General features: G+C 69.1%; 23 protein-coding genes. 17 read left to right on the top strand and 6 right to left on the bottom strand.

Going from position 1 to position 25,038, the window contains the following annotated elements; genetic code table 11:
* Window positions 1–34 precede the first annotated feature (34 nt).
* Entirely contained in the window at window positions 35–970 is a 936-nt protein-coding gene (locus E8A74_RS16585; RefSeq protein WP_170229170.1) for a M15 family metallopeptidase, read from the bottom strand.
* 250 nt (window positions 971–1,220) lie between these two features.
* Here E8A74_RS16585 and E8A74_RS16590 point away from each other — a divergent pair, with 250 nt between their 5' ends.
* Window positions 1,221–1,892, top strand: coding sequence for a phosphoribosylanthranilate isomerase (locus E8A74_RS16590; protein ID WP_136929987.1), 672 nt, complete (start codon window positions 1,221–1,223; stop codon window positions 1,890–1,892).
* A gap of 3 nt (window positions 1,893–1,895) precedes the next feature.
* Here E8A74_RS16590 and E8A74_RS16595 read toward each other — a convergent pair whose 3' ends face one another.
* On the bottom strand, window positions 1,896–3,374 hold the full coding sequence (locus E8A74_RS16595) for a hypothetical protein (RefSeq protein ID WP_136929988.1): 1,479 nt from the start codon (window positions 3,372–3,374) through the stop codon (window positions 1,896–1,898).
* A gap of 166 nt (window positions 3,375–3,540) precedes the next feature.
* Window positions 3,541–4,239, bottom strand: coding sequence for a glutathione S-transferase N-terminal domain-containing protein (locus E8A74_RS16600; RefSeq protein WP_136929989.1), 699 nt, complete (start codon window positions 4,237–4,239; stop codon window positions 3,541–3,543).
* A 74-nt stretch (window positions 4,240–4,313) separates the two neighbouring features.
* On the opposite strand from E8A74_RS16600, the gene E8A74_RS16605 reads away from it, so the two are divergent.
* The 3 genes from E8A74_RS16605 (at window position 4,314) to E8A74_RS16615 (ending at window position 9,837) form a co-directional block, all read left to right on the top strand.
* On the top strand, window positions 4,314–6,557 hold the full coding sequence (locus tag E8A74_RS16605) for a prolyl oligopeptidase family serine peptidase (protein WP_211365374.1): 2,244 nt from the start codon (window positions 4,314–4,316) through the stop codon (window positions 6,555–6,557).
* A gap of 344 nt (window positions 6,558–6,901) precedes the next feature.
* Entirely contained in the window at window positions 6,902–8,941 is a 2,040-nt protein-coding gene (locus E8A74_RS16610; protein WP_136929990.1) for a DUF4365 domain-containing protein, read from the top strand.
* A complete protein-coding gene (locus tag E8A74_RS16615; protein WP_136929991.1) occupies window positions 8,938–9,837 on the top strand; it encodes a nucleotidyl transferase AbiEii/AbiGii toxin family protein in 900 nt (299 codons plus the stop codon). The genes E8A74_RS16610 and E8A74_RS16615 overlap by 4 nt, the downstream gene beginning before the upstream one ends.
* Window positions 9,838–9,844: 7 nt before the next feature.
* Here E8A74_RS16615 and E8A74_RS16620 read toward each other — a convergent pair whose 3' ends face one another.
* Window positions 9,845–10,717, bottom strand: coding sequence for a hypothetical protein (locus tag E8A74_RS16620; RefSeq protein WP_136929992.1), 873 nt, complete (start codon window positions 10,715–10,717; stop codon window positions 9,845–9,847).
* 68 nt (window positions 10,718–10,785) lie between these two features.
* On the opposite strand from E8A74_RS16620, the gene E8A74_RS16625 reads away from it, so the two are divergent.
* Together E8A74_RS16625 and E8A74_RS16630 are read left to right on the top strand one after the other, a co-directional pair.
* On the top strand, window positions 10,786–11,523 hold the full coding sequence (locus E8A74_RS16625; protein ID WP_136929993.1) for a hypothetical protein: 738 nt from the start codon (window positions 10,786–10,788) through the stop codon (window positions 11,521–11,523).
* Between the two features lie 88 nt (window positions 11,524–11,611).
* Window positions 11,612–12,202 carry a hypothetical protein gene (locus tag E8A74_RS16630; protein WP_136929994.1) on the top strand — a complete coding sequence of 197 codons (591 nt, stop codon included), beginning with the start codon at window positions 11,612–11,614 and terminating at the stop codon, window positions 12,200–12,202.
* A gap of 366 nt (window positions 12,203–12,568) precedes the next feature.
* Here E8A74_RS16630 and E8A74_RS16635 read toward each other — a convergent pair whose 3' ends face one another.
* Window positions 12,569–13,966, bottom strand: coding sequence for a serine/threonine-protein kinase (locus E8A74_RS16635; RefSeq protein ID WP_136929995.1), 1,398 nt, complete (start codon window positions 13,964–13,966; stop codon window positions 12,569–12,571).
* A 331-nt stretch (window positions 13,967–14,297) separates the two neighbouring features.
* Between E8A74_RS16635 and E8A74_RS16640 the strand changes: the two genes are divergently transcribed.
* From E8A74_RS16640 to E8A74_RS16660, 5 genes are all read left to right on the top strand, one after another.
* A complete protein-coding gene (locus tag E8A74_RS16640) occupies window positions 14,298–14,498 on the top strand; it encodes a hypothetical protein (protein WP_136929996.1) in 201 nt (66 codons plus the stop codon).
* Window positions 14,499–14,516: 18 nt separating this feature from the next.
* Entirely contained in the window at window positions 14,517–15,596 is a 1,080-nt protein-coding gene (locus tag E8A74_RS16645; RefSeq protein WP_136929997.1) for a hypothetical protein, read from the top strand.
* Window positions 15,597–15,601: 5 nt separating this feature from the next.
* The gene (locus tag E8A74_RS16650) at window positions 15,602–15,997 is read left to right on the top strand and encodes a hypothetical protein (protein ID WP_136929998.1); all 396 of its coding nucleotides are present in this window, start codon (window positions 15,602–15,604) and stop codon (window positions 15,995–15,997) included.
* 126 nt (window positions 15,998–16,123) lie between these two features.
* A complete protein-coding gene (locus E8A74_RS16655; protein ID WP_170229171.1) occupies window positions 16,124–17,542 on the top strand; it encodes an AAA family ATPase in 1,419 nt (472 codons plus the stop codon).
* Window positions 17,539–18,297: an HNH endonuclease family protein gene (locus tag E8A74_RS16660; protein WP_136930000.1), complete on the top strand. Its 759-nt coding sequence runs from the start codon at window positions 17,539–17,541 to the stop codon at window positions 18,295–18,297. The genes E8A74_RS16655 and E8A74_RS16660 overlap by 4 nt, the downstream gene beginning before the upstream one ends.
* On the opposite strand, the gene E8A74_RS16665 is transcribed toward E8A74_RS16660, so the two are convergent.
* Window positions 18,275–19,012: a prolipoprotein diacylglyceryl transferase family protein gene (locus E8A74_RS16665; protein ID WP_136930001.1), complete on the bottom strand. Its 738-nt coding sequence runs from the start codon at window positions 19,010–19,012 to the stop codon at window positions 18,275–18,277. The genes E8A74_RS16660 and E8A74_RS16665 overlap by 23 nt on opposite strands.
* Before the next feature lie 24 nt (window positions 19,013–19,036).
* Here E8A74_RS16665 and E8A74_RS52310 point away from each other — a divergent pair, with 24 nt between their 5' ends.
* The 6 genes from E8A74_RS52310 to E8A74_RS16700 all read left to right on the top strand — a co-directional run bounded on the left by E8A74_RS52310 (window position 19,037) and on the right by E8A74_RS16700 (window position 25,036).
* Window positions 19,037–19,771, top strand: a complete 735-nt coding sequence (locus E8A74_RS52310) for a CPBP family intramembrane glutamic endopeptidase (protein WP_170229172.1) — start codon at window positions 19,037–19,039, stop codon at window positions 19,769–19,771.
* Window positions 19,772–19,784: 13 nt separating this feature from the next.
* Window positions 19,785–21,206, top strand: coding sequence for a serine/threonine-protein kinase (locus E8A74_RS16680; protein ID WP_232379598.1), 1,422 nt, complete (start codon window positions 19,785–19,787; stop codon window positions 21,204–21,206).
* 12 nt (window positions 21,207–21,218) lie between these two features.
* A complete protein-coding gene (locus E8A74_RS54770; protein ID WP_136930004.1) occupies window positions 21,219–22,505 on the top strand; it encodes a putative metal-binding motif-containing protein in 1,287 nt (428 codons plus the stop codon).
* The gene (locus E8A74_RS53950; protein WP_136930005.1) at window positions 22,502–22,993 is read left to right on the top strand and encodes a hypothetical protein; all 492 of its coding nucleotides are present in this window, start codon (window positions 22,502–22,504) and stop codon (window positions 22,991–22,993) included. Before E8A74_RS54770 ends, E8A74_RS53950 begins: the two co-directional genes overlap by 4 nt.
* Window positions 22,994–23,072: 79 nt before the next feature.
* Complete coding sequence (gene pdhA / locus E8A74_RS16695) at window positions 23,073–24,053, top strand: pyruvate dehydrogenase (acetyl-transferring) E1 component subunit alpha (protein ID WP_136930006.1); 981 nt, start codon at window positions 23,073–23,075, stop codon at window positions 24,051–24,053.
* Entirely contained in the window at window positions 24,050–25,036 is a 987-nt protein-coding gene (locus E8A74_RS16700; protein WP_136930007.1) for a pyruvate dehydrogenase complex E1 component subunit beta, read from the top strand. The genes pdhA and E8A74_RS16700 overlap by 4 nt, the downstream gene beginning before the upstream one ends.
* Window positions 25,037–25,038 lie beyond the last annotated feature (2 nt).

The following is a 25,038-nucleotide window of genomic DNA, read 5'->3' on the forward strand; positions in this document are numbered from 1 at the left end:
TTTTGATCGCCGTCCCCCGTGAATCCGCCGTGCCTCAGTGCGCGTGGTCCGAGCAGGCCTCGTGCTCGAGCTCCGGCTGCGCCTCGACGGCGTCGATCGGCAGCGGCACGAAGAACTCCGGATCGTTCGGGTCACGCGAGAATGCCTCGGCCTCGCCGTCCTTCCCGTCGTACATGATGGCCGCGCCGCACGTCGCGCCCTTCTCGAAGCCGCCCGCGGGCGACTTCTTCATGCGCGCCTCCGTCTGCGGGCCCCACGCGCCGTCGACCGAAATCGTGTCGTTCGGGTTGTTTCGGTTCCACAGCCGCTGGAAGGCCTTCACGTCGAGGCCCTTGTAGCTCACCGCGCCCGCGCCCGCGTAATCGAAATGCACCGCGTCGCTCGACCCGAGCCACTTGAAGCCCTTGTTCGTCAGGACGGTCTTCCACGAGCTGTATTCGCTCACGTCGAGCGCGAGGCCCGTCTCGTGATTGCTGGCGCCGGGCTTCGCGGCGAGGCTGATGCTGCAGCGGCCCGTCTGGTACCAGTTGTACAGCATGTATTGCTGCGCCACGGTCCGGAGCGCCGAATTGATCGTCATCGTCTTGCCCGTGTTTTCCTTGAGCGCCGCCAGGAGCCGGTCGGCCGCGGGCTTCTCCAGGTACGCGAACGTCGCGCTGCCGAACGTCACGTTCGACGTCTTCGTGAGCGGCACGTACGCGTCGGGGTTCAGGCAACGCGCCTCGGCGATGATCTGGAGCGAGAGCCCCTTCACGCTCGAGGTCGAGCAGCTCGAAGCCGCCGCCTGCGCGACGGTGCTGCCGGCCACGGCTTCATCGGCGGTATCGATCGGCTCGGGGGATTCCACCCCAGCGGCCTCACCGCCGAGCTCCTCGGGGGGAGCTTCGGCAATGCAGCCCGCAAAGACGGGCGTGGCGACAAGGGCAGCGGCGAGGGCAAGAACACGGAATTGGGTCGGGCGAGCGTCCATGCCAGCCTCTCCAGCACGAGGCGTGCCGGACGCGCGCGAGGCCTTGGGTCCTCCAATCATCTCGAATGGGCGCGAAAACGTGGTGGATCGACGATGCACCAGGTGGAAAAAGGATCCACGCTCCGGCCTGCGCCTCCGCGCCGTCGCAATCGCGCGCGCTCTCGGCGTTCGAAAAAAACTTCACACCGGCGGAGCTTCCGCGTAGAGGTGGGCCGGCGGGCCTGGAAGGCTGAAGGCTCGCCATCTCGCGATGCTCCCCCTCCCCTTGCCATTCCCGCGCGTAAAGATTTGCTGCATCGCCTCCGAGGAAGAGGCGTGGATGGCCATTCGCGCGGGCGCCTCTGCCCTCGGCCTCGTCGGTCCGGTCCCGAGCGGGCCGGGCGCGATCACCGAGGAGCAGATCACGGCCATCGCCACGCGCGTCCCGCCCGGCGTCGCCACCTTCCTCCTCACGAGCCACCAGGACGCCGGCGCCATCATCGAGCAGCAGAAGCGCTGCCGCACGAGCGTCGTGCAGATCCTCGATCGGCTGGTCTCGGGCACGTACGAGGAGCTGCGCGCGGCCATGCCCGGCATCGGCATCGTCCAGGCCGTGCACGTGATGGGCGACGAGGCCATCGACGAGGCGATCAGCCTCGAAGGCAAGGTCGACGCGGTCCTGCTCGATTCGGGCAACCCGAACCTGCCCGTGAAAGAGCTCGGCGGCACCGGGCGCACGCACGATTGGCAGATCAGCGCGCGGCTCTGCGAGCGCGTGCGGCTGCCGGTCTACCTCGCGGGCGGGCTCCGATCGGACAACCTCGCGACCGCGATCCGCACCGTGCGGCCCTTCGGCGTGGACCTCTGCAACGGCGTGCGCACGGACGGCAAGCTCGACCCGGCCAAGCTCGAAGGCTTCTTCGCGGCCCTGCGCGCCGGCTGAACGTCAGTCGTCGGCGCCCGGGTTCTTGATCCGCCGCACGAGCCCGCGCACCGTGTTCATGCCGAGCAGGCGCGTGAACAGGACGAAGCCGACGACGGCCGAGAGCACGGTCAGCCACAAGGGCACGTGGAACAGGAGCTTGCTCCACGTCGCCCACGCCTCGCTCCCCACGAGATCCCGAAACGCGAAATCGAACGAGGGGAGCGTCTCCCGCTCGAAGATCCCGATCACGAGCCCGACCGGCGTGAGGACGAGGGTCAAGAACGCGAGCACCTGGTTCAAGAGATCGGCGCGTTTGTCCGAAAGGTACTCGTCGATCTCCGTGATCTCGCCCTTCACCTCCTCGAAGAGGCCGCCGACGTCGAGCGCGCTGCGCAGGCCGCAGTAGAAGCGGTCGTGCCGCTCCTCCGAGCTGATGTGGCCGAAGCTGAACTTCGCCGTGTACTGCAAGAGCGCGAGCCTGAGGCGCCCGAAGATGCGGCCGTCGGGGCGGTTCGACATGCTCGCGCATGCCGACGAGAGCTCCAGCAAGAAGAGCCGCTCGTGCTCGATGAGCACCCACTTGTAGATGTAGCGCTCGAGCATCGTGGACTCGAACTGCGAGAGCAGGCCCTTCGCGTCGATCGGCCAGATCATCCAGGTCACGCCGACGGGCGAGAACACGCAGAGCTCGCGCGCCGAGGGCTCCCACATCGCCGGGTGCCCTTCGATGCGGCGATCGGCCGCGGACGGGTCGATCGGCTGATCGCTGCCGTGCGCGAGCCGCAGCCGATGCCGCGCCGCCGCGTCGGGCAGGCCCTCCGTGTAGATCACGTTCACGCTCATCGGGTTCGGCCAGCTCCCGATCGGCGCGTCGAGCATCACGTCGGGGATGAAGAGCTTCAGCCAGTGCCGGATCGTCGTGTCCTCGAGCCCGACCTCCTCGCCCATCGCGACGAGCGGGTTCGGCTTCATCTCGCCGTCCTTGCCTGCCTTCTTGCGCGGCATGCTCTCCGGCAAGAGGTGCGTCATGCCGCGGCGCACCACGGCCGCGTAGAGGTCCTGGAACGCCGTCAACGTGGGCGACGTCGGCTTGATGCCGACCACGACGAACACGTACCCCGTCTCGATCACGAAGAGCCGCGGCGGCGTGGTGATCTTGCACGGCATCCCGCCGTTCTTGTCCTTGCGTGGCTCCTTCGACCCGGGCGCGGCGTCGGGTTTGTCCGCTTCCTGCCTGCCCGCCTCGGCCTCGGGCCTCGCCTTCTTCGGCGCGCGCTCGAAGATCCACGTCGCGCGTGGATCGAAGAGGTTCGCGAGCTTGCCCGTGGGCTCGTAGGCGCGCAGCAGCCGCCCGTCGCGCACGTGGATGTTGAGGTGCGGCAGGAGCGCGGGATCGTCGATCTTCTTCGGCTTGAAATCGCCCCGCGCGAGGAGCTTCCTCTCGTAGGCCTCGAGGTCGAACGAGCCCTGAAGCCCGTCCGGGTGGCGGTACGAGACCACGAGGTAGAGCGTCGACTTCGGCCCGATCGGAGCTTCCTTCGCCTGCGGCTCCGCGGGCGCCTTGGACTCCCTCGGCTCCTTCCGCTCTTTGGGCTCCTTCGATGGCCTTGGGCCCGGCTCGGGCGCGATGGAGGGGGCCGTCGCGCGGGCCGGAACCTCGGCGTCGTCAGCGGACTTCGTACGTCCTCCGCAGGTAGTCCACGATGTCGGCCGATTCGAACATGTCCACGCCCGTGTTCGGGTCATGGAGGAAGGGCACCTGCATCTTGCCGGACCGCGCGAGGAATGCCTGGCGGCTCGGGCTGCCCTTCGCCACGTTGTGCAGCCGGTACGGGATCTCCAGCGTGGAGAGCACTTCCCGCGTGATGCGGCAGAACGGCGAGGCCTCGAAGCTCCAGAGCTCGAGCGGTTTTTCGGGCGCGCTCGAGGGGCGCGCGAAGCCGCCGAACCCCGGCCGCCACGCCGACGCCAGCATCGCCGTCGCGTTCGTGATCGGGCCGAGGCGCAGGGAGATCGGCACCTCGCCGTCGCCGTAGACACGGAAGAGGTAGGCGATGATGTCGTTCGACTCGTACATCGCGACGCCCGTGTTCGGATCGACGAGGAAGGGGAACTGGTGCTTGCCGCCGCGTTCCTTGACGATCGGGCGGAAGCGGCTCCCGCCGCGCGGGCACGGGTAGATCATCGCCTCGAGGTCGAGGATGCTGAGGGCCTCGCGCACCTTGCGGCAGTACGGGCACCCTTCGAACTCGTAAAGCTCCAGCAATTTGTCCGGACGCTCGCCGAGGTGTCCGGAACGCAAGCCCCCGCCGAGGCGCGCCAGCGTGGCGGCGAGCGAGGTCACGACGTCGAGGGTTCGATTCATGGACTCCTGGTTACGTGATTCCGGGGCAGAATTGAAGTGCCGAGGGCGCATGCGCGGTCCAAGCTGCGGGCGCCGTGCGCTCTGCGAAACGACCGACGACCCTCCTGCTCCTGCCCTCCCTGCTCGTATCCATGGCCTGCACTGGAAACCCCCCTCCGCCCGCCGCCCCCCACCCGAACCAGCCCGAAGCCCCGCTCGCGCCGCCTGCGAGCGCCGCCGCCGCGCCTGCGCCCGCGCGTCGCGCGCCGGACGTGCCCACGCGGCGCGAGGACGTCGTCGAGACGCTGCACGGCAAGGACATCCACGACCCGTACCGCTGGCTCGAAGACGGCGACAGCGACGAGGTGAAGGCCTGGCAAGCCGCGCAGAACGAGCGCACGGCGAAGGCCTTGTCCTCGCTGCCGGGCCGCGCGGCGCTCACGCACCGCATCGAGTCGCTCTTGCGGATCGGGTCCGTCGGCACGCCCGCCGTGTACGGCTCGAAGAAAGGCCCAAAAGGCCGTTATTTCTCGACGCGCCAGGCGCCGTCCGAGGATCAGCCGGTGCTGTACGTGCGCGACGGCGTGGACGGCGCGGATCGCAAGCTCGTCGACCCGAACACGCGGGGCTCGGACGGGCTCGTCTCGCTCGATTTCTGGGTGCCTTCGCAGGACGGCAAGAAGCTCGCGTACGGGCTTTCGTCGGGCGGCGACGAGCAGAGCACGCTCTACGTGATGGACGTCGAGACCGGCAAGGACCTGCCCGAGACCGAGGTCATCCCGCGCGCGCGGTACGCATCGGTCGCGTGGCTGCCCGACGGCAAATCGTTTTATTACACGCGGTACCCGAAGAAGGGCGACGTGCCCGCGGGGGAAGAGCATTACCACCGCAAGGTCTACCTCCACCAGCTCGGCCGCTCGTGGGAGAAGGACCCGCTCGTCTTCGGCGAGGACCGCGCGATGACGGACTCGCCGAGCGTCGCGATCTCGCCGAATGGCCGCTGGCTCGTGGCGAGCGTGCACATGGGCTGGAGCCGGGTCGAGGCGTACCTGCTCGATCGAACGGCCGGGCCGAAGGCCACGTTCGTGCCGATCGCGGTGCCGAAGGAGAGCGCGATCTACGACGTCGACGTGTACGACGACTTTATGCTCGTCCGGACGAACGACGGCGCGCCGACGTACGAGCTTTATCGTGTCGACCCGAAAAAGCCTGCGCGCGAGCACTGGCAGAAGATCCTGCCGGCGACGAAGGACGTCCTGCAGGCGGTGACCTCGATCGGCGGGCAGCTCTTCGCGACGTACATCGTCGACGCGCACTCGGTGGTGAAGCGCTTCTCGGCGACGGGCGAGCCGAAGGGCGAGATCACGCTGCCGACGATTGGCACGACGGGCGGCGCGAGCGGCGAGTGGGACGGGCACGAGGCGTTCCTCGGCTTCACCTCGTTCGCGGTGCCGAGCACGGTGCTACGTTTTGATCTGACGACGGAGAAGGTGAACACCTGGGCCGAGATCAAGCCGCCGGTGGACGCGTCGGAGTTCGTGGTGACGCAGGAGAAGGCGCGATCGAAGGACGGGACGATGGTGCCGTACTTCCTCGTGCACAAGAAGGGCGTGGCGCGGGACGGCAAGGCGCCGGCGGTGCTGACGGGGTATGGCGGGTTCAACATCGCGCAGATGCCGGCGTTCGCGGGGTCGCGCTACGTGATGCTGGAGCAGGGCGGCGTGGTGGCGGTGGCGAACCTGCGCGGCGGCGGCGAATACGGCGAGGCGTGGCACCGCGCGGGGATGCTGGGCGCGAAGCAAAATGTGTTCGACGATCTGTATGCGGTCGCGGAGGAGCTGATTGCCGATCGGGTGACGTCGTCGGATCGGCTCGCGGTGATGGGCGGCTCGAACGGCGGATTGCTCGTCGGGGCGGCGATCACACAGCGGCCGGATCTCTTCCGCGCGGCGGTGTGCGCGGTGCCGCTGCTCGACATGATCCGCTACCACAAGTTCTTGATCGCCAAGCTCTGGATCCCCGAGTACGGCTCGGCCGAGGACGCGGCGCAATTCGAGTGGCTGCGGGCGTATTCGCCGTATCACAACGTCAAGGCGGGGACGCCCTACCCCGCCGTGCTCTTCGCGACGGCGGAGGGCGACAGCCGCGTGGATCCGCTGCATGCGCGGAAGATGGCGGCGCTCCTGCAGGCGGAGGCGGGCGGGGACAAGCCGATCTTGTTACGTGTCGAGGGGAAGGCCGGGCACGGCGCGGGGAAGCCGATTTCCAAGCGGATCGAGGAGGCGACGGACGTGTATTCGTTCCTCTTCTGGCAGCTCGGGATGACGCCGCCGGGCTGACGGTTCCCTGCGGGACGGGGGGGCGGCACCTACATCTCGGTACAACGTAAGTTCACCTTGGTGCGTGGTCGGCGAGGCCCCCGAGGGGATCGGACCCCGCGGGGGGCGTGGTCGGCGAGGCCCGGACGGGGTCGGATTAGGGCCGGGGTCTCGTCGACCAGGCAGGCGACGGGGTCCGATCAGGGCGGGGGTCTCGCCGGCGAGGCAGGCGACGGGGTCGGACCAGGACGGGGGTCTCGTCGACCAGGTAGGCGGCGGGATCGGACCAGGGCCGGGGTCTCGGCGACCAGGCAACGGGCGGAGTCGGACCTCGCGGGCGGCGTGGTGGTAGAGTGGGCGGGCCGATGGGAACAGGGAAACGCAGGCGGTTCGGAGAGCAGGACCAGCTTGGGCTGCTGGCGGAGGACCAGTTCTTCACGCGGCTGACCGAGGTCGGCTGGCCCCGCCTGGAGCCGCGGAAGGACCTCGGCGAGGACGTGCTCGTCCAGATCTACGACGAGGGCGTGTCGACCGGGCTCTCGTTTTACGTGCAGGTGAAGGGCTCCCGGGATGTCGAGCGACGGAAGGGGAAGCGGCAAGCCGAGGTGATCAAGTACCCGGTGGAGGTGAAGGACCTCGAGCACTGGGAGGTGCAGACGCCGCTGGTGTTGCTGGTCGTGTGGGATGTGGGGACGCAGCAGGGGTACTGGGAGACGGTACCGCGGCTCGTCAAGACGCTGGACAAGAAAGGGAAAGGGTGGCGGAAGAAGGGGGAGGTGACGGTGGAGGTGCCGGTCGCCCAGAGGATGGATGATGTCGGAGTTCATCATCTCAGGCGCGAAGTCGCCAATTATTGGGTGCCTCTTGTCGCTGGGAAAGGACCATTCCGCCTCACGCTCTCCTTTCCAAAGACGGAGCAGGGCATGGAGATGCTCCGCCGGTTCAAGCATGGGCTGGATCGCGGCGAGCGTATCGTCTTCGAGGGTGAAGCGATTCCGGGCGTCATCACGCCTGAATGGCATCAACGGCTGTACGGTGACGATGGGGTCACTCAACAGCTCGTAATCGAACCCAAGGGGAGAGACGAGCTAACTCCACCCGTGAGCGTCGAGATCCAATCAGGCGCGGGTATTGCTGTCATTCCTTATGTAGAGCTCCTCGCGACGACACGCGGACGTAAGCTGCTACGACTCAGCAACGAGCATCAAGAAATTCCGTGGCAATTCGTCGTCTCGACTGATGAGCACGATGAACTTACGCTCAAGTTCACACAGAAGCATTTCGGACGAACTGTACAGGAGGCCAAGGAGGCCACAGCCTTCCTGCTCGCCGCTTCGAGCCCCGGTGGGCGCATTCGTATACGCGACTTTCGAAGCAAAGAAATCATTTTCCAACGCGAGATCCCGACTATCCGAGGTTTCTACGACGTCGCGAAGGAACGACAATCGATCCTGGACAAGCTGTCGTTCATCGAGCCATGGATCGAAAAGTTCGGCCCCCTCAATCTGCGCGATGGCGTCAGAGATGCCGACGCGAAGGCGATAGGCTTCCTGTATGATATTCGCCGTGACGGGAAGACCCGGCGAGTTACTACGCTCTCAGGCACCGTTACGCCCGACTCACGCGAGCTACCTACTGACGTAGACTTCGACATTGTTATTAACGTCAGCAAGTATGATGTAAACTTTTTCGACCTGACCATCCCTGTGGGGCGGGTCAAGGAAACAGTGCAGGACAAGGCGCGTTTCGTTCCCCACTTCAACCAGGCCATCGCGGAGGCCAAAAAGATCGGGCAACCCGTCCCCGTGCAGATCGACGACCTGCCCGTTATTGTCGAGTGCCTCGACTGGCCCCCGCCCCACGACCGCCTTTACGACATCGCCTCGATCCAGTCTGGCTACTTCACCCTCGCCCAGGCGCTCGAAGCGGGCTTCACCTCCGCTGATCAGCTCCAGATCGAGGAGCGCGTCGAGTCGTACGCCGGTGGCAAGGTCTTCCGCCTCGTCCAGTTCCCTCCGACGAACGAACACGAAGACCTCGTCGTCACCTGGCTCCTCACCGACAAAAAAGCCGTCTTCTCACACGATACAGCCCTCGCGCTGCACGAGCTCTCGGACATCCTCCCCGCCCGCCAGCACATCACGCTCCCGCCTGGATACGAGATGCCCGAAGGGGTCGAGCTCGGCCCACGCGTCGCCGTCTACGACGGGGTCGTGGACCCCTCCGAGATCACCTGGATGGGCCCGACCCCGTTCACCAAGCCGCTCCGCACGCTCCGCGATTGTATCGAGAAGCATCTGTCGCCGGACTTGATCGACCAGGCTATCGAAGATGCCCTCACGCGTGGGCTCATCAGCCGAACCGAAGCGCAGAGCCTTCAGGCGATGCGCGTGAAGTCCGCATGAGCGCAAAGTTCAAGTCCGCGGATGCGTTCAAGCACTCCCTCGAAGCCCGCATCCGCAAGGAAGCTGCAGCGCGAGGCTTCGAGATCCAACCCTTCCGGCAACGCTGCATCTTCGACAGGTTCCTCGCGCGCTTGATCGGTCACTTCGGCGAGCGCGCCATCCTGAAGGGAGGCGTCGCCCTCGCGCTCCTCGTTCCACGCGCGCGCTTCACACGGGACGTCGACCTGACCCTGCACGGCCGCCCCGACAACCTGCTCGACGAGGTGCAGGCCGCAGGACGCATGGATATGGGCGACTTCCTGGTCTTCGAGGCGCTGCCGCACGCCACGCATCCCACCATCGAGGGGGAGGGCATCGTCTACGAGGGCCTTCGGTTTCAGATCCACACGAGGCTCGTGGGGAAGCGGTACGGGGATCCGTTTGGCCTCGACGTGGCCTTCGGGGATCACATGCACGTGCCGCCCGAGGTGCGCACCGGCGACGACTTCTTCCACTTCGCCGGCCTGCCCCCGACCACGATCCGCGCCTACGCCCGCGAGGTGCACCTCGCCGAAAAAGTGCACGCGTACACGCTGCCTCGCCCGCGGGAAAACTCACGCGTCAAGGACCTCCCCGACATGGCCCTGCTCGCCACGACGGGCCCCTTCGACGGCGCGACGCTCCGGCGCACCCTCGCGGCGACCTTCACGTTCCGCGCCGTGCATCCCATCCCTGCCGTGTTGCCCGCGCCGCCCCCGAGCTGGAGCGCCCCCTACGCCGACATGGCCCGCGAAAATGCGCTCCCCTGGCCGACGCTCGAAGCCGTCTTCCACCAAGCACGCGCCTTCCTCGATCCGATCCTCGCCGGCCACGACGGGACCTGGGATCCCGTCGCGTGGACCTGGCGATCGAGCTGAACGTCGCTCAATGCGGAACCGGCTCTGTCGGCCCGACGTCGTGCGCAAAAAAGAGCCGCTCGTCCCCATACCTCGAAGCAACGAACGTGCTGTCGAGCCAAAGCTCGCCCATCGGCTGCGTCGGCTGATCGATCTTCGCCGCGACGTGCACGTCGAAGAGCTTGATCCCCGCGGGCAGCCGGCCGAGCGAGAGCCGGAAGTCCGACGTGTCCGGGCAGGCGCGTTTCGCCTCTTCCGTCGGGTGGAACTCGACGCGGTCGGGGACGACGGGATTGTCCGCAGACGCGCCGTCCGTGTGCATGCCCGCGAGGTGGTGGAGCGGAAGGTAAACGCTGTAAAGCCGCGTGCCGCCGAGCGACTTCGCGGCCTTCTGGAACGCGCTCTGCACGAGCTTCGAATCGAACTCCTTCGCCGGCACGGTGGAGTTGCAATAGACGCTGGAGAAGCAGCGCAAGTCACCCTTCTCGCGATGGTCGTTCGGCAGCGTGAGCAGGTTCAGCGAGGGCTTGCCGGTCACGAAAAACTTCAGCGCGATCGAGGGCGCGAAGCTGCCGCCGCCCTTCGCGTCCGAGAAGCGTAGGAGCGCGGCGCCGCCCTTCGCGAAGACGCCCGTGTACGGGTGCGACGCCGTGATCTTCAGGGTCACGCGCGCGCATGCGCCGTACGTGTGCACGAGCTTCGGGCGATCCGGCGGGAGCTCGTCGCCCGGCAGCTCGAACGAGCCGCGGTTGAAGGCCGTGCTGAAAAGCTTGCGCCGCCCCCACGGGCCCGGGACGCTCGTGGGGAGCGCGTCGTCCGGGTACGGATCGGAGCTCACGCGGGCCCACAAGGCGTCGAGCTTCTCCTCGGCGCGGAGCGCCGAACCATCGGGCAAGGACATGACCCGCGAGCCTATCGTAGGCCCGTCCCGCTTGCCATTTCCTTCGGCGTCATGCTTCCTTCCTCCCGATGACGCGGATCCCGAAACGCCTGTCGCCCCTGCTCCTCGCGCTCGTCGCCCTCGGCTGCAAGGGCGGCGCGCAAGAGAACCAGGCCAAGGATCAGGCCCCGCCCGCCGCGTCGACGACGAACCCCAAAGAGAAGAAGGCCCCGCGCGTATACCCGGCGGCCGAGGCGTTCGCGTTGAAGCCCCTCGCCGTGGGGCAGTGGATCCGGATCGCGCTGGAGTTCAGGGGCCAGCCGCCGGGCCAGGTCTTCGTGCGCATCGTGGGGAAAGAGGGCGACGCGTTCTGGTACGAGGTCGAGGCGAACATGCCGACCTACACGTCGCTCTTCCAGTTCCTGGTGGAGGGCGCCGCCGAGAAGGGCTTCGACAAGAACGCCGTGCGCAAGCTGCGCCGCCAGGAAGTAAATCGCCCCGTGCTGGAGGAGTCCGGGCCGCCCGACGTGCTCCGTGACGTCGCCGAGCAGGTCGAGGCCTACGCCGCGCTCCTGAACCCGCCCGACTTCACGAAGGCCGAGCGCAAGGACGTGAAGGTGACGGCCGGGCTGTTCCAGGGCAGCTTCGTGTACGAGACCGAGTACACCGTCCGCGGCGACAAGCAGAAGGAGCGGGTCTTCCGTCACCCCGCCGTGCCCATCACCGGGTTCGTCCGGGCCGAGAGCACGCAGCCCGGCGGCCCGGCCTACACGACAGAGCTGCTCGAAATGCACGAGACCGGCGCCCGAGCCGTCATGGGCCTGTAAGGTCCCGAGGGCCCGCGCGTTCCCCGGCCGAGGCCAACCCTGCTGGTGAGCCAGATCCAGCGCGCCGAACGTCCACCGTGGAGACTGCATGAAACGCAAGCCCCGCCGCGCCACACGGATTGTCGCCCTCGCCCTGGCCTCGATCGCCACGCCCATCCTCGCCTTCGGCTGCGGCGGCAGCGTGCCCTCGCCCCACGAAGGCGCCCCCGGAGCACGATCCGACGACCCCGCGGCCGCCCTCGATCAGGCCGAGCGCGAGGTGCAGCTCGCCCTCGGCCTGTCCCCCGCCCGGCCCGCGCAAGCGACGGCGCAGCAGCCCCTCGAGGCAACGCAGGCGCAGTCTCCCCAGCAGTACGCCACGCCGCCGCCCCCCACGCCCACGCCCGCCCTGCCCGCGCCCACAGCCACCATGCCCGCACCAGCCCCAGCCGAGGCCGAGAGGAAGGCCGAAGCCGATGCCAAGCGCGCCGAGGCCGGGGCCCCCGCCGCGGACGAGGCCACGCCCGTCTCGTCAGACCCATGCATGACCGCATGCCGCGCCCTCGAATCCATGGGCCGCGCCGCCACGCACCTCTGCGACCTCACCGGCGACGGCGATACGCGCTGCGCAAACGCAAAGGACCGGGTGCGCAGAGCCGAGGACCTCGTCCGCCAGCGGTGCCCCGGCTGCGCAGGTTGAGCGTGGCTCCGTGATGGTTTGAGGCGCAACGACTCGGAGCTGGGGCGTTGCCCCAGGCCCCAGCAGGGGCTGTCCGCCCCTGCACCCGGACCAGCCAGGGGCTGGACCCAAGCTCGATGAACTGCGCGGTGCGCAGCTCATCGAACAGGCCCGGTCAAGACCAGCAACGACCCTGCCCACCAAGACCGCCGCGCTGCGGGTTTGGCTGGCACCCCGGCTTCTTCGTCGGCCCGTTTGAAAAACTGCGCGGAGCGCAGTTTTTCAACCCTCGGTCCAGGCCGTGCCTGGTCCGGGGTCGAGGGGGCGGACAGCCCCCCGCGGGGTCCGGGGCAGCGCCCCGGCGCGACGACGCTCCACGATGGGATCCTACCGCGCCATCATGACGACCAGGAACGCCACGAGCGCCACGAGCGCGAGGCCGGCGACGGCGTAGACGGCGCGCCGAGGCTTCGGCGCTGCTTCTGCGAGCGCGGCGTCTTGCGAACCCGACTCGGCGAGCGGCGCGTCGGGGACCTCCTCGGACTTCTTGCGGAGGTAGTCGTCCCAGAGCACGACGGGCACGGCGCCTGACGAGGATGCCGCCTCTTCTGCGGCTGCTGCGATGAGCCCGGCGGGGATCGAATCGGCGTGCGTTACGTCTTGCTCGTCGGGCGGCGCGGAGTCGCGCCCGAGGATGGGCAGGCCGTGAGCGCCGGAGGGGGGCATGCTGATCGGCGCGGGGCGCACGGTGTCGCGCATGTCGAGCGGCACTGCGTACGCCGAGGTCGTGTCGTCGATCATCGGCGGCGGCGCGAACTCGGTTGAGGTCACCTCGTCGGCGATGGCGTTTATGCCGGTCATGACGGGCAAGGGCGGTGGGGCGGGCACGATCGACGGCGGCGGCGCCACCTTCATCGCGGCAGCGGGGGTCAGGCCGGGCCGGTCGTCGCCGAGCAGCGGCGTGAGGGCTTCGAGCAGCTCGTCGGCGGTGTTCCATCGCTTGTCGACGTCGCGCTGGAGACAGCGGTCGACGACGGCGGCGATGCGCGGGTCGGCGTCGGGCATCAGGTCCGACAAACCGCGGATGCGGCCGGAGAGCACCTCGGCTGCGGCGCCGTAGGGGGTGAGGCCTTGGAACACGCGGCGACCGCTCAGCAGCTCGGCGAGGACCACGCCGACGGACCAGAGGTCGGTGCGGTGATCGACGGTCTTCAGCCCGCGGACTTGCTCGGGGCTCATGTAGGCGGGCGACCCCATCGTCTTGCCGGTGGCCGTGAAGTCTGCGCCTTGCTGGAGTGTCTTGCTGACGCCGAAGTCGAGGATCTTGAGCACGGGGGCCTCGCCGCCGGGCTCCTCGTGGAGGAACAGGTTCGAGGGCTTGAGGTCGCGGTGCATCACGCGTGCTGCGTGCGCGGCCTTGAGGCCTCGCGCGGTCTCTGCTGCGATGCGCAGCGCGACGGCGGGGACGATCTTGCGCTCGCGCACGAGCTTCTCGCCCACCGTCTCGCCGCTCAGCATCTCCATCACCAGGAACGGGTCGCCTGCGTCGGTTTGTCCGACGTCGTAGATCTCGACCACGTTGCGGTGGACGATGCGGCCGCAGGCGCGGGCTTCGCGGAGGAGCCGGAGGCGCGCGTCCTCGGAGGCGTCGAGCCCGCGGAGGAGCTTCAGCGCGACCTCGCGCTCGGTCAGCTCGTTGATCGCTGCCCATACGACGCCCATCCCACCCTCCCCGAGGGGGCGCACGAGGCGGTATTTTCCACCGATCCTGGTGCCGGCTTTCATCAACGTTTCGCTCGCGTCGGAAAGGTTACGCTCACCGCCCGCGCGAGCCTAGAACAACCCGCCCCGAGCATCTGTTCGTCGCTGGCAAATTCACTCACCACCTGGCGCGATTCCCTTACCACCTCGCTCGATTCCCTTGCTACCAAGCTCGATTCCCGCACCCCCTGCCCCCTCTTCCTCTCCTCGCGGGCGCGGGGTGATTTGCGCGGGTTCTCCCGTCTCCCGTGACGGAGAGAGGTTGGGGGGGAGGGCCGAAATCGTCTATAAGCAGAGAGGGTGCAACCTGGGCCCGCGCACCCGCGCTTGGCTTTGGCCCGACGAGGGGTTGTCGATGAAGGCTTCTTTTTTGCGGATGGCGTCGCGCCTGAGCTTCTTCGCGCTCGTGGGCGCCGGGTTCGGCGCGCGTGACATGTGCCTGGGCAACGACGGACCTCCGCCGCCTCCGCCCCCCGCGCCCGGCGACGCAGGCGAGGACGGGGCCATGACCAAGCGGCCGGCGCTTCCTCTGCAGGAGGGCGCGCGCGCCATCTGAGGCGCGCCGAGGCGTCGCATGGAAGCGGAAGGGCGGCTTCATCGGTGGTTCGGTTCGGCGTTCGCCATCCCGGCGCCGCCGCTCGACGCCCCGCTCGCGGGCCTCGATCACCTGCGCCGCCTCGGCCTGCGCTTGCTCGGCCCGTTCCTCTCGCGCTCGCTGCTCATCGATCGCGAGCGCCGCGTCGCCGTGCTCGGCTCGGTCCTCATCGTGGGAGCGTTTCTCCTGGCCTCGTCGTGGCCCGTGGTGATGCTCGTGCTCGGGCCGCTCGTCTGGGGCATCCCGCACGTGCTCGCGGACGTGCGTTACCTCGTGGCGCGGCCGGGCCTGCATCGGCGGCCGCTCGTGCTCGCGGCGATCGGCGTGGGCATCCTCGCCGCGGGCCTCGGCTTCGGGGTGCGCGGGGGCCTCGCCGGCGCGGCGCTCGCGCTCTGCGTGGCGCGGACGTCGTGGTCGCGCAGGTTGATCGGGCTCTCGGTCGTGGGCGCGCTCTTCCTCGTCGCGCAGCGCGCGGGGTGGTTCGCCGACCTCGCCTTCGCGCACCTGCACAACCTCGTCGCCGTCGTGATCTGGTGGGCCTGGCGGCCACGAAAATCGCGCCTGCACCTCGTGCCTATCGCGCTCTTCGCGGCGGGCACGGCGGCGCTGCTGCTCGGCGCGGCAGCGCCCTTGCTCGCGTGGAGCGGCGGCGCGGAGGCGCCCTGGACCGGGCTCGGGATGCGGTACCTCTCGTGGACGCTCAGCCCCCAGCCGACGGGCCCGCTCGCGGTGCGGTTCGTAGTGCTCTACGCGTTCGCGCAGGCGACGCACTACATCGTCTGGTTAAGGCTCATGCCCGAGGACGATCGTCCGAGCAAGACGCCGCGCTCCTACCGGCAGAGCTTCCGCGCGCTCGCGGGGGACATCGGCGGCACGCTCCTCTGGCTCTCGGCGATCGGCGCGCTCGCGCTCATCGTGTGGGCGTTCTTCGGCCCGGGCGTCGCGCGGGATGGCTACCTGCGGTTCGCGTTCTTCCACGGCCACCTCGAGCTCGCCGCGGGCGCGTTGCTCTGGGCCGAGGGCTTCCGCCCCGCGTCCTCGAACCAAGCCTCCGCCTGACGCGGATGTCGACCGGGGAGGCGCTCGCCCGGTACGTGGTGGCGTTCGTCCTGACGCAGGCGATCGAGGTGCCGATCTACAGGCGCGCGCTCGGCGTGCGCCCGCTCGTCGCGTTCGGCGCGAGCGCGATCACGCATCCGGTCGTGTGGTTCGTCCTGCCCGCCGTGTGGCGAGCGCTGTACGTGGCCGCGATCCACGCCGATCGGCGGTTCGTGCTGGGGGAGCTTGGGTACTACCTCGGCTACGGCGTGCTCGCGGAAGGGTTCGCCGTGGTGGTGGAGGCGGCGTACTTCTGGAAGGCAGGGATCACGGCGCGGAGGGCGTTCGGGGGGGCGCTCGCGGCGAACGCGGTGAGCTCGCTGCTTGGGCAAGTGCTGCGGGCGGTGACGGGGTGGCCTTGAGCAGCCACCACGGGGGAGGGTGCACGATCGGATCGCCCGGCGGCCAGGGGTTGACACGAAGCCCGGGGCGGGATGTTGCTAGCGGCGAAGGCTGCCCGAGCCCATGACTCCGGGAGACGGGGACCCATGCACATCCGGAAGATCCTCATCGAGAACATCCGCTGCTTCGACCGGGTCGAGCTCGACCTGACGCGGCCGGATGGGTCGCTGGCCGGCTGGACGGTGCTGGCGGGACGGAACGGGACGGGGAAGTCGACGTTGCTCAAGGCGATCGCGCTGGCGGTGGCGGGGCCGGAGGTCGCGAGGAGCCTGCAGAAGAGCTTTGTCGACTGGGTCCGAACCAGCCAACGCAAGGCGCAGATCACGACGGAGCTAGAGTGCAGCGTTGGTGATTGGATCGGCGACGACGAGGCGTGGCGCGAAGAACGCACGCATTTCTGGACGGGGCTCTCGTGGGAGACGTCTTCGGGAGACGGCGAGCCTTTCCTCTGGACGCCACAAGACGTCGTCCTTCTTGTCCCATCCCTGTCCGAGTACCCACCCGATCCACATCAATACCGCGGTCCCTGGCACAACAACCCCTCTGGATGGTTCATCGCGGCCTACGGCCCCCTCCGCCGACTCGGCTTTCGCGACGACTACAAGCAGCCGGGGCCCCAGATGCAGGCAGGGCTTGCGAGTCTCTTCGACGAGGACGTCACGCTGGCGGAGTCGATCCACTGGCTGAAGGACATCCACGCGATCCGGCTCGACCTGCAAGATCGCGCAAGCAGGACGAGCGAAGCGGAGGCCAAAACGTTGCTCGATGACGCGCGCAAGCACGCGCTGGTTTACGAGAACGTCCTTTCGCTGCTCAATGACGGTCTTCTCCCTCCTGGCTCCTCCGTGGTCTCCCTCGACATGCAGCGCGGGCTGCTGGTGAAGCAAGACGGCGTCACCCTCGCGCTCCGCAGCCTCAGCGATGGGTACCGAGCGGCGCTCGCCCTCGTCTTCGACATCGTCCGGCAGATGTATCGTTGCTTCGGCGAAAGGCTTGAAATCTCTCGCCGCGAGGTCGACGGCAAGCACGTGGTTCAGGTCGAGCACCAAGGAATCGTCCTCATCGACGAGGTCGACGCGCACCTCCACGTCTCGTGGCAGCAGCGGATCGGGTTCTGGCTCAAGGAGCACTTCCCGAACGTTCAGTTCATCGTCACGACGCACAGCCCCTTCGTCTGCCAAGCGGCCGATCCCAAAGGCCTCATCCGTTTGCCCACGCCCGGCTCCGGCGAGCGTGTGGAGCATGTGTCCGACGATCTTTACAACACCGCGGTGTACGGCGACGTGGACGACGCCGTCATGACGGCGCTCTTCGGCCTGGAGCGGGCCCACTCGGATCACGCCGAGGCGCTGCGCAGCCGCGTGGCGAAGCTCCAGGCGAAAATGATGCGCGGCCACGCAACTCCGGACGAGAAGGAGGAGATGTACCGCTTGTCGGCGCGTCTGCCGAAGACGGGGAGTGCCCTCGTCCAGCAGACGCTACGCAAGCTGGGAGATCCGGGGTGAGAAAGCTGCGAAGGGAGCCGCTGAGCGAGCACGCGACGCGGGTCCTGTGGAAACAAACCGTCAAGGTCGTGGAGGCAGGTCGCTCGGCACCCTCGCGGAGCAAGCTCGCGAAGGCTCGAAAGGACGAGGCCAGGCGACTCTGGAAACAGAAGGCCGAAGGGACGTTCGACGAGATCCGGGCGACGCTGAAGGCGATCGCGTCCGGCGTCGAGCGCTGCATGTACTGCGAGAGCAACGAGGGCACGGACATCGAGCACTTCTGGCCGCAGAAGCGGGCTCCCTGCCGCGCCTTCGACTGGACCAACTACCTGCTCGCTTGCAGCGCCTGCAACAGCAACCACAAGCGGGACCGTTTTCCGCGCAGGCACGGCGAGCCGCTCTTGATCAACCCGACGGAGGACGATCCGCTGGACCACATCGTCCTGACGCCGACGGGCAAGTACGTGCCCCTCACGGACAAGGGAGAGAACAGCATCCCCGTGTTCGGGCTCGACCGCGGTCCCCTGGAACGAAGCCGTGTCATCGCCTGGGCCGCCGTCGATGGCTTGATCGTGCGTTACGCGAACGCCTGCGCGCGAGACGATTTCGCGTCGGCGCTGGAGACGCAACGCGCCCTGTGCGAGTACCCCCAGGTGAGCGTCTTCGCTGCGATCCTGCGCGTCGCCGCAGGCATGGGCGCGGAGGAGTTCCTCTCCCCCGAGTGCCGCAGAGCCCTGGCCGCTTACCCTGAAATCAAGAACTGGCTCGACGGATAAGCGCCTCCCTCCGCCCCCTCCCCCACACCAGCAACACGACGCCGATCGGGATCATCACCCCGAGGCAAACCCCCTGCGCCGCGGTGAGCCCGTGCCACCGGGGATCCGGCCGGCTGCCAACGTCTTCCGCGCGCAAAAAATCCAGCCCGAATCGCAAGGCGCCATAAGCCAGCGCGAGCGCGCCGGTCACGACGCCCGGCCGCGACGCGCGGCGCGTCACGAGCACGACGAGCACGACGAGCAGCGGCGTCGCCATCCCTTCGAGCAAGCCGAGGTCGAAGCGCGCGCCGCCCGGGTACTGCACGGCGAGGAAGGACGACGAGAGCCGGCCCGGATGATCGTGCGCGAAGGCGCACGCCGCGCGCGCAAAGATCCATCCGAACGGAAAGGCGTACGTGGTCGCGTCCGCCGCGACGAGCACGGGCATCCGGAGCGCCCGCGCGAGGCCCACGAGGCCCACGATCGCGCCCAGGCAACCGCCCGCCGACGAGAGCGTCCCGCCTCCGCCCACGAGCCTGCCCACGCCGTACGCGCCGCCGATCGCCGCCGCCACCGTGCCGATCGCGAGCGCCTCGATCGCCCCCTTCGAGCCGAGCGCGAGCGCGCGCGCGCGCCGCACGAGGACGAGGTGGTTCACGATCACGGAGAGCGTGAGCAAGAGGCCGAACGCGTGAAGGCCGAACGGCAAGGCGGGAAACGTGAACCAGGGAATCACGCGGGGCTGCTACGATGCCACGGCATGCGCGAGGAAGGCACGAGCCCGCGAGCGTCCTCCATCCCGCGCGCGATCCTCGTCTTCGCCGTGGCCTGCGCGCTCCTCGCGCTCCTCCGGTTCGAAGGCATGGCGCTCGGCGGCGTGCTCGTCCGGCCGATCGCGCCGCTGCTCGATCCGCGCATGCACAGGCACGCCGGCTGGGTCCTCTCCCACGTGGTGTTGCTCTTTGCCGTGCCGCTCGTCCTCGCGTGGATCGGGCTCAAGGAGAAGCCAGAAAAACTCGGGCTCGGGATCGGGGATGCGCGGCGCTGGGGGAGGGTGACGCTCGGGCTCCTGCCCCTCGTGGTGATCAGCGCCGCGATCCTCTCCCGCGTGCCCGGGGTCGCCGCGCACTACCGAGCCCACACCGCGGGGATCTCCGGGATCGAAGGGTGGATCGGGTGGATCGGCATGTGGGGCGCCGCGTTCTTCGCCTGGGAGTTCTTCTTCCGGGGCCTGCTCGTCGTGGGCCTCGCGCAAGACCTCGGCGGGCCGGCCGCCGTCGCGCTGCACCTCGTGCCTTTCACCCTCGTCCACGTGGGCAAGCCCGCTCTGGAGGTCCTCCTGACCGTTCCGGGGGGTCTCGTTTTTGGCGCCCTCGCCTTCCGGGGTCGCTCGATGCTCGGGCCCTTCCTGCTTCACTGGGCGCTCGGCGCGAGCCTGGATCTGTTCGTCGCTCGAAGCGTATCCGCCCTTCCCTCGCTCGCCTCTGGCGGCTAAAACCGTCGAACGCGTGCCCGAGCCCCAACCCTCCCAGCCCGATCTCGAGCTGCCCAGGATCATCGGGCGTTACGAGGTCTTACGCCTCGTCGGCGAAGGCGCGATGGGCCGCGTGCTCTGCGCCCACGATCCGGTGCTCGGTCGCGACGTCGCGGTGAAGCTCCTGCGCTCCGATCTGCTGATCCCGCGTGACGTGCGGGAGGGGCTGCTCGCCCGCATGCGGCACGAGGCCCGCGCCGCCGCGCGTGTCGCGCACCCGAACCTCGTGACGCTGCACGACATGGGCGAGGACGGGCAGCTCGGGCTCTACCTCGTGTTCGAGTACGTCGAAGGCCCGACGCTCAAGCAACGCCTGAAGGCCGGCGTGATGCCAGCCGGCGAGGCCTCGCGGCTCGCGCGCGAGCTCGGCAGCGCGCTGACGTTCGCCCACGGCGAGGGCATCCTCCACCGCGACATCAAGCCCGAGAACATCATCCTCTCGCGCACCGGCGGGAAGATCGCCGACTTCGGCATCGCCAAGATCCCCGACTCGACGCTCACGCACGCAGGCGGGCTCATGGGCACGCCCGCCTACAGCGCGCCCGAGACGTTCGGCGGGAAAAATTTCTCCCCGGCGAGTGATCAGTTCTCGCTCGCCGCGTCGCTGTACGAAGCGATCTGCGGCGAGCGCGCGTTCCCCGGCGACGACGCCGTCGAGGTCGCAGGGCGGATCGCTCGGGATCCGCCGAGCCGCTTCGCCGCGCGCCGCGGCCTGCCCGCCGCCGTGGACGACGTCTTCGCCGTGGCGATGGCGAAGGCCCCGCACGATCGCTTCGAGAGCTGCGCGGCGTTCGGCGAGGCCCTCGCCGAGGCGCTCGCGCCCGCCGTGGAGCCGCCGCCGCCGCGCGCGACCGCGCCGAGCGCGCCGAGCCGCGCGACGGCCGCGTCCATCCACCACGAGGCGCCACACGTCGCAGCGGACGTGCTGCCGTCCGAGCGCAAGCGCGGGCAAGTGCTGCTCGGCATGGCCGTCGTCACGCTCACGGCCCTCTTGCTCGTGCGCCTGGCGCTCCACGACAAGGGCGAGGGCACGAACGATCGCGCCCTGCCCTCGGCGAGCGCGTCGGCCGACGTCCTGCCGCCCGCCTCGGCGGACAAACCTCGCCCGATCGTGTCCACGCCGCGCACCTCGCGCCCGCGCCTCGGGCCGGCGAACTCCGCGAACGACGATCCGGACGACGATCCAAACGACGATCCTCCGGAGGCCGACGCGGGCCCGCCGATCCCGACGGACGCGGGCCTCGACGCGAGCGCGCCTGCGCCTTCCGGGTCGGCCGTACCCTCGGCATCGCCCACGAGCGTCCCGTCGGCGAGCCCCACGAGCGCGCCCTCCGCCCTTCCCTCTTCCCCGGCGTCGGCCCCCTCCCAGGCCGCACCCACGCCGGCCAAACCGTAGAGGTCCTTCGCCATGACCATGCGCCCACGCCGTTCTCTTGCTTCTCTCGCCCGAGCCGCCGCCGCCGCGGCTCTGCTCCTCGGCACGTCGAGCGCCGCCTACGCGGCGCAGTCGCTCACCGTGGGGAACACGGGCCAGCCGGCGACGTTGCCCGGCGACGTCACGAACGACTTCAACGTCCTGACCATCAAGAGCGGCGCCGTGCTGCGCGTGCTCGCGAAGGGCTCGGGGCCCTCGACGGGTCGCCTGCACATCCGCGCCAACCGCATCATCATCGAGTCCGACGCCTTGATCGACGCCACGGGTTCGGGTCACCCCGGCAAGGCGGGCCAGCCCGGCGAGGGCATGGGCGGTGGCCAGGTGAACGGCAACAGCGCGGGCGGCGGCGGCGCCTACTTCGGCGGCGGCGGCGACGGGACGACCCAGGCCCCCGCGTGCGGCGGACCCTTTGGCCTCGGCGGCTCGTCGTACGGCACCCCCGCGACGCTCGACCTCGGCAGCGCGGGCGGCTCGGGCAGCGCGACGCCCGGCATGGGCGCGAGCGGCGGCAACGGCGGCGGCGGCGTCTGGCTGCAAGCCGCGCGCATCGAGATCAACGGGACGATCGCGGCGAACGGCGCGAACGGCAACGTGCTCGCGAACATCGGCGCGGGCGGCGGCGCGGGCGGTCACGTGATCCTCGACGCGTACGTCATCGACTGGGGGACGAAGGCGCAGATCACGGCGAAGGGCGGCGCGGGCGGGATCGGCACGATCGGCGTCGGCGGCTCGGGCGGCGGCGGCATCGTGCGCATCCACGCGAGCACCGTCTCGGCGCCGCCGGTGGGCGTCATCGACGTGAGCGGCGGACCGTCGCCGATGAACTGCTCCACGGGCGCGGGGGATCAGGGGACGAACGAGTTCGACGATCAGAACGTCGAGTGCTTCGACCTCGACGGCGACGGCGCGCGCTCGGTCCTCTGCGGCGACACCGACTGCGACGACACCGACGCGGAGATCGCGCCGGGCCTGCCCGAGCTCTGCAACAACAAGGACGACAACTGCGACGGGCAGATCGACGAGGGCGAGACGGACTGCGCGCAGGGCCTGATCTGCAAGGCGGGCAAGTGCGGCTCCGAGGTGAACCCCGACGCGGGCACGATCGACGGCGGCGTCGCGCCGCCGGCGCCCGAGACCGTCGAGTACCGCGGCGGCTGCTCGCTCGCGCCGACGGCCCAGGGAGGCTTCGCGCTCGCGGGCCTCGGGATCTCTGCTGCGCTCGCGGGGCTGCTCGCGCGAAGGGCGAAGAGGGCGCGATGAGACCCGAAGCGAGGCGCGGGACGCGCAAGGCGAGCTGGCTTTTGTTCTCCGTGGCCCTCGCGGCCGCCCTGCCCTACGGCTGCGGCTCCGAGGAAGAGGGCCCGCTCTTCCCCAGCGCGAGCGGCACCGGGGGTGAGGGCGGCACAGGGGGCAGCGGCGGCGCGGGCGGTGAAGGCGGCCAGGGCGGCGAAGGCGGCCAGGGCGGCACGGGCGGCGGCGCGGCGTGTGATCCGGGCACGGGCGCGACCGCGTGCGACACCTGCGTCTACGACCAGTGCTGCGCGGCGGCGGTCGTGTGCGACGAAGGGACGCCCTGCGACGCGTTGTGGACCTGCGCGCGTTCGGCCGGGTGTCTCTCCCCCACGGAGGCGGACTTCGACGGTTGCGCCGTCAAGGCCTGTCCCAAGGAGGCGACGACCGAGGCCGTCTCCGACCTCGAATCCCTGGCCGGCTGCATCCGGACGAGTTGCGGGGAGACGTGCGGATGATGCAGACGGGAAAGCCGGGACTTGACAGAATCACGCCCGCGGAGGACACGCACACGGGCCGGGAGGCTGCGATCACCTCATGACCACGACGCGAAAGCATTCCGACGAGCTCCACCTCGCCCTGTATCGAAAGATGTTCCAGATCCGCCGCTTCGAGGAGGAAGCGGCGCGCGCGTACGCGCAGGGCAAGATCGGTGGGTTTCTCCATCTCTACATCGGCCAAGAGCCGGTGGCCGTCGGCGCCGTGGCGGCGCTCCAGCCGACGGACTACGCGATCACCACGTACCGGGATCACGGCCTCGCCCTCGCCCGCGGGATGACCTCGCGCGCGGCGATGGCCGAGCTCTTCGGCAAGGTGACGGGCTGCTCGAAGGGCCTCGGCGGCTCGATGCACTTCTTCGACGCCGAGCACAACATGCTCGGCGGCTACGGCATCGTGGGCGGCCACGTGCCGCTCGCGGTCGGCACCGCGTTCGCCTCGAAGTATCGGCAGGACGGGCGCGTCGCGATCGTCTTCCTCGGCGAGGGCGCGGTGAGCATCGGCGACTTCCACGAGGGCATGTCGCTCGCGGCGCTGTGGAAGCTGCCGATCGTGATCGTGGTCGAGAACAACGAGTACGCGATGGGCACGTCGCTCGCGCGCACGCTCTCGGTCGAGGACGTCTCGCTGAAGGCGGTGGGCTACGGCATGGCGCGGGATCGCTTCTTCGCGCACCACGTGCTCGAGGTGTACGACCGCCTCGGCGAGGCGATCGACCGCGCGCGGACGACGAGCGAGCCGACGCTGGTCGAGGTGCGCACCTATCGCTTCCGCGGCCACTCGATGAGTGATCCGGGCAAGTACCGCACGTCCGACGAGCTCGAAGAGCGCAAGCGCAAGGACCCGCTCCTGGTCTCGCGCGGCGAGCTCGAAGGGAAAGGCCATCAAGAGGCGCTCCAGAAGATCGAGGCCGAGATCGAGGCCGAGATCGAGGACGCCATTCGTTTCGCCGAGGAGAGCCCCGAGCCGGGGCCCGAGCTGCTCGAGGCGACCACCTACAAGGGAGCATTCGCGCGATGAGCGTCATGCGCTACAGGGAGGCGGTTCGCGCCGCCATGATCGAGGAAATGGAGCGCGACGAGCGCGTCTACCTCATCGGCGAGGAAGTCGGCGCATACCAGGGCGCGTACAAGGTGAGCGAGGGCATGCTCGAGCGCTTCGGCCCGAAGCGCGTGATCGACGCCCCGATCACGGAGAGCGGCTTCACGGGCATCTCGATCGGCGCGGCGATGGTCGGGCTGCGGCCGATCGTCGAGTACATGACGTGGAACTTCTCGGCCGTCGCGTTTGATCAGATCCTGAACAACGCGGCGAAGATCCGGCAGATGTCGGGCGGCCAGCTCCACGTGCCCATCGTGCTGCGCGCGCCGAACGGCTCGGCGCGGCAGGTGGGCTCGCAGCACTCGCACGCGATGGAGCATTTTTACGCGCACGTGCCCGGGCTCAAGGTGCTCGCGCCCGCGACGCCCGCCGACGCGAAGGGGCTGCTCAAGGCGGCGATCCGTGACGACGATCCGGTGCTCTTCATGGAGAGCGAGACGCTCTACAACGTGAAGGGCGAGGTGCCGGACGATCCGGACGTCGTCGTGCCGATGGGCCAGGCGCGGATCGCGCGCGAGGGCAAGGACGTCTCGATCATCGCGTACGGTCGCCCCGTGCACCTCGCGCTCGAAGCGGCGGCGCAGCTCGAAAAGGAGGGCATCGACGCGGAGGTCGTGGACCTCCGGTCGTTGCGCCCGCTCGACGAGCAGGCGCTCGTGCGGACGGTGCAGAAGACGCACCGCGCGGTGCTCACGTACGAGGGCTGGCCGTACGGCGGTGTGGGCGGCGAGATCGTCGACCGCATCCAGCGCCTCGCCTTCGACGAGCTCGACGCGCCGATTCTGCGCGTCACGTTCCGCGACGTACCCATGCCGTACAACGCGAAGCTCGAGCAGTATGTCCTGCCGCAACCGGATCGGATCGCCGACGCGGTCCGCGAGGTGCTGTACCGGAAGGGCTGAAC

The sequence above is a fragment of the Polyangium fumosum genome (genome assembly GCF_005144585.1).
Taxonomy (GTDB): Bacteria; Myxococcota_A; Polyangia; order Polyangiales; family Polyangiaceae; genus Polyangium; species Polyangium fumosum.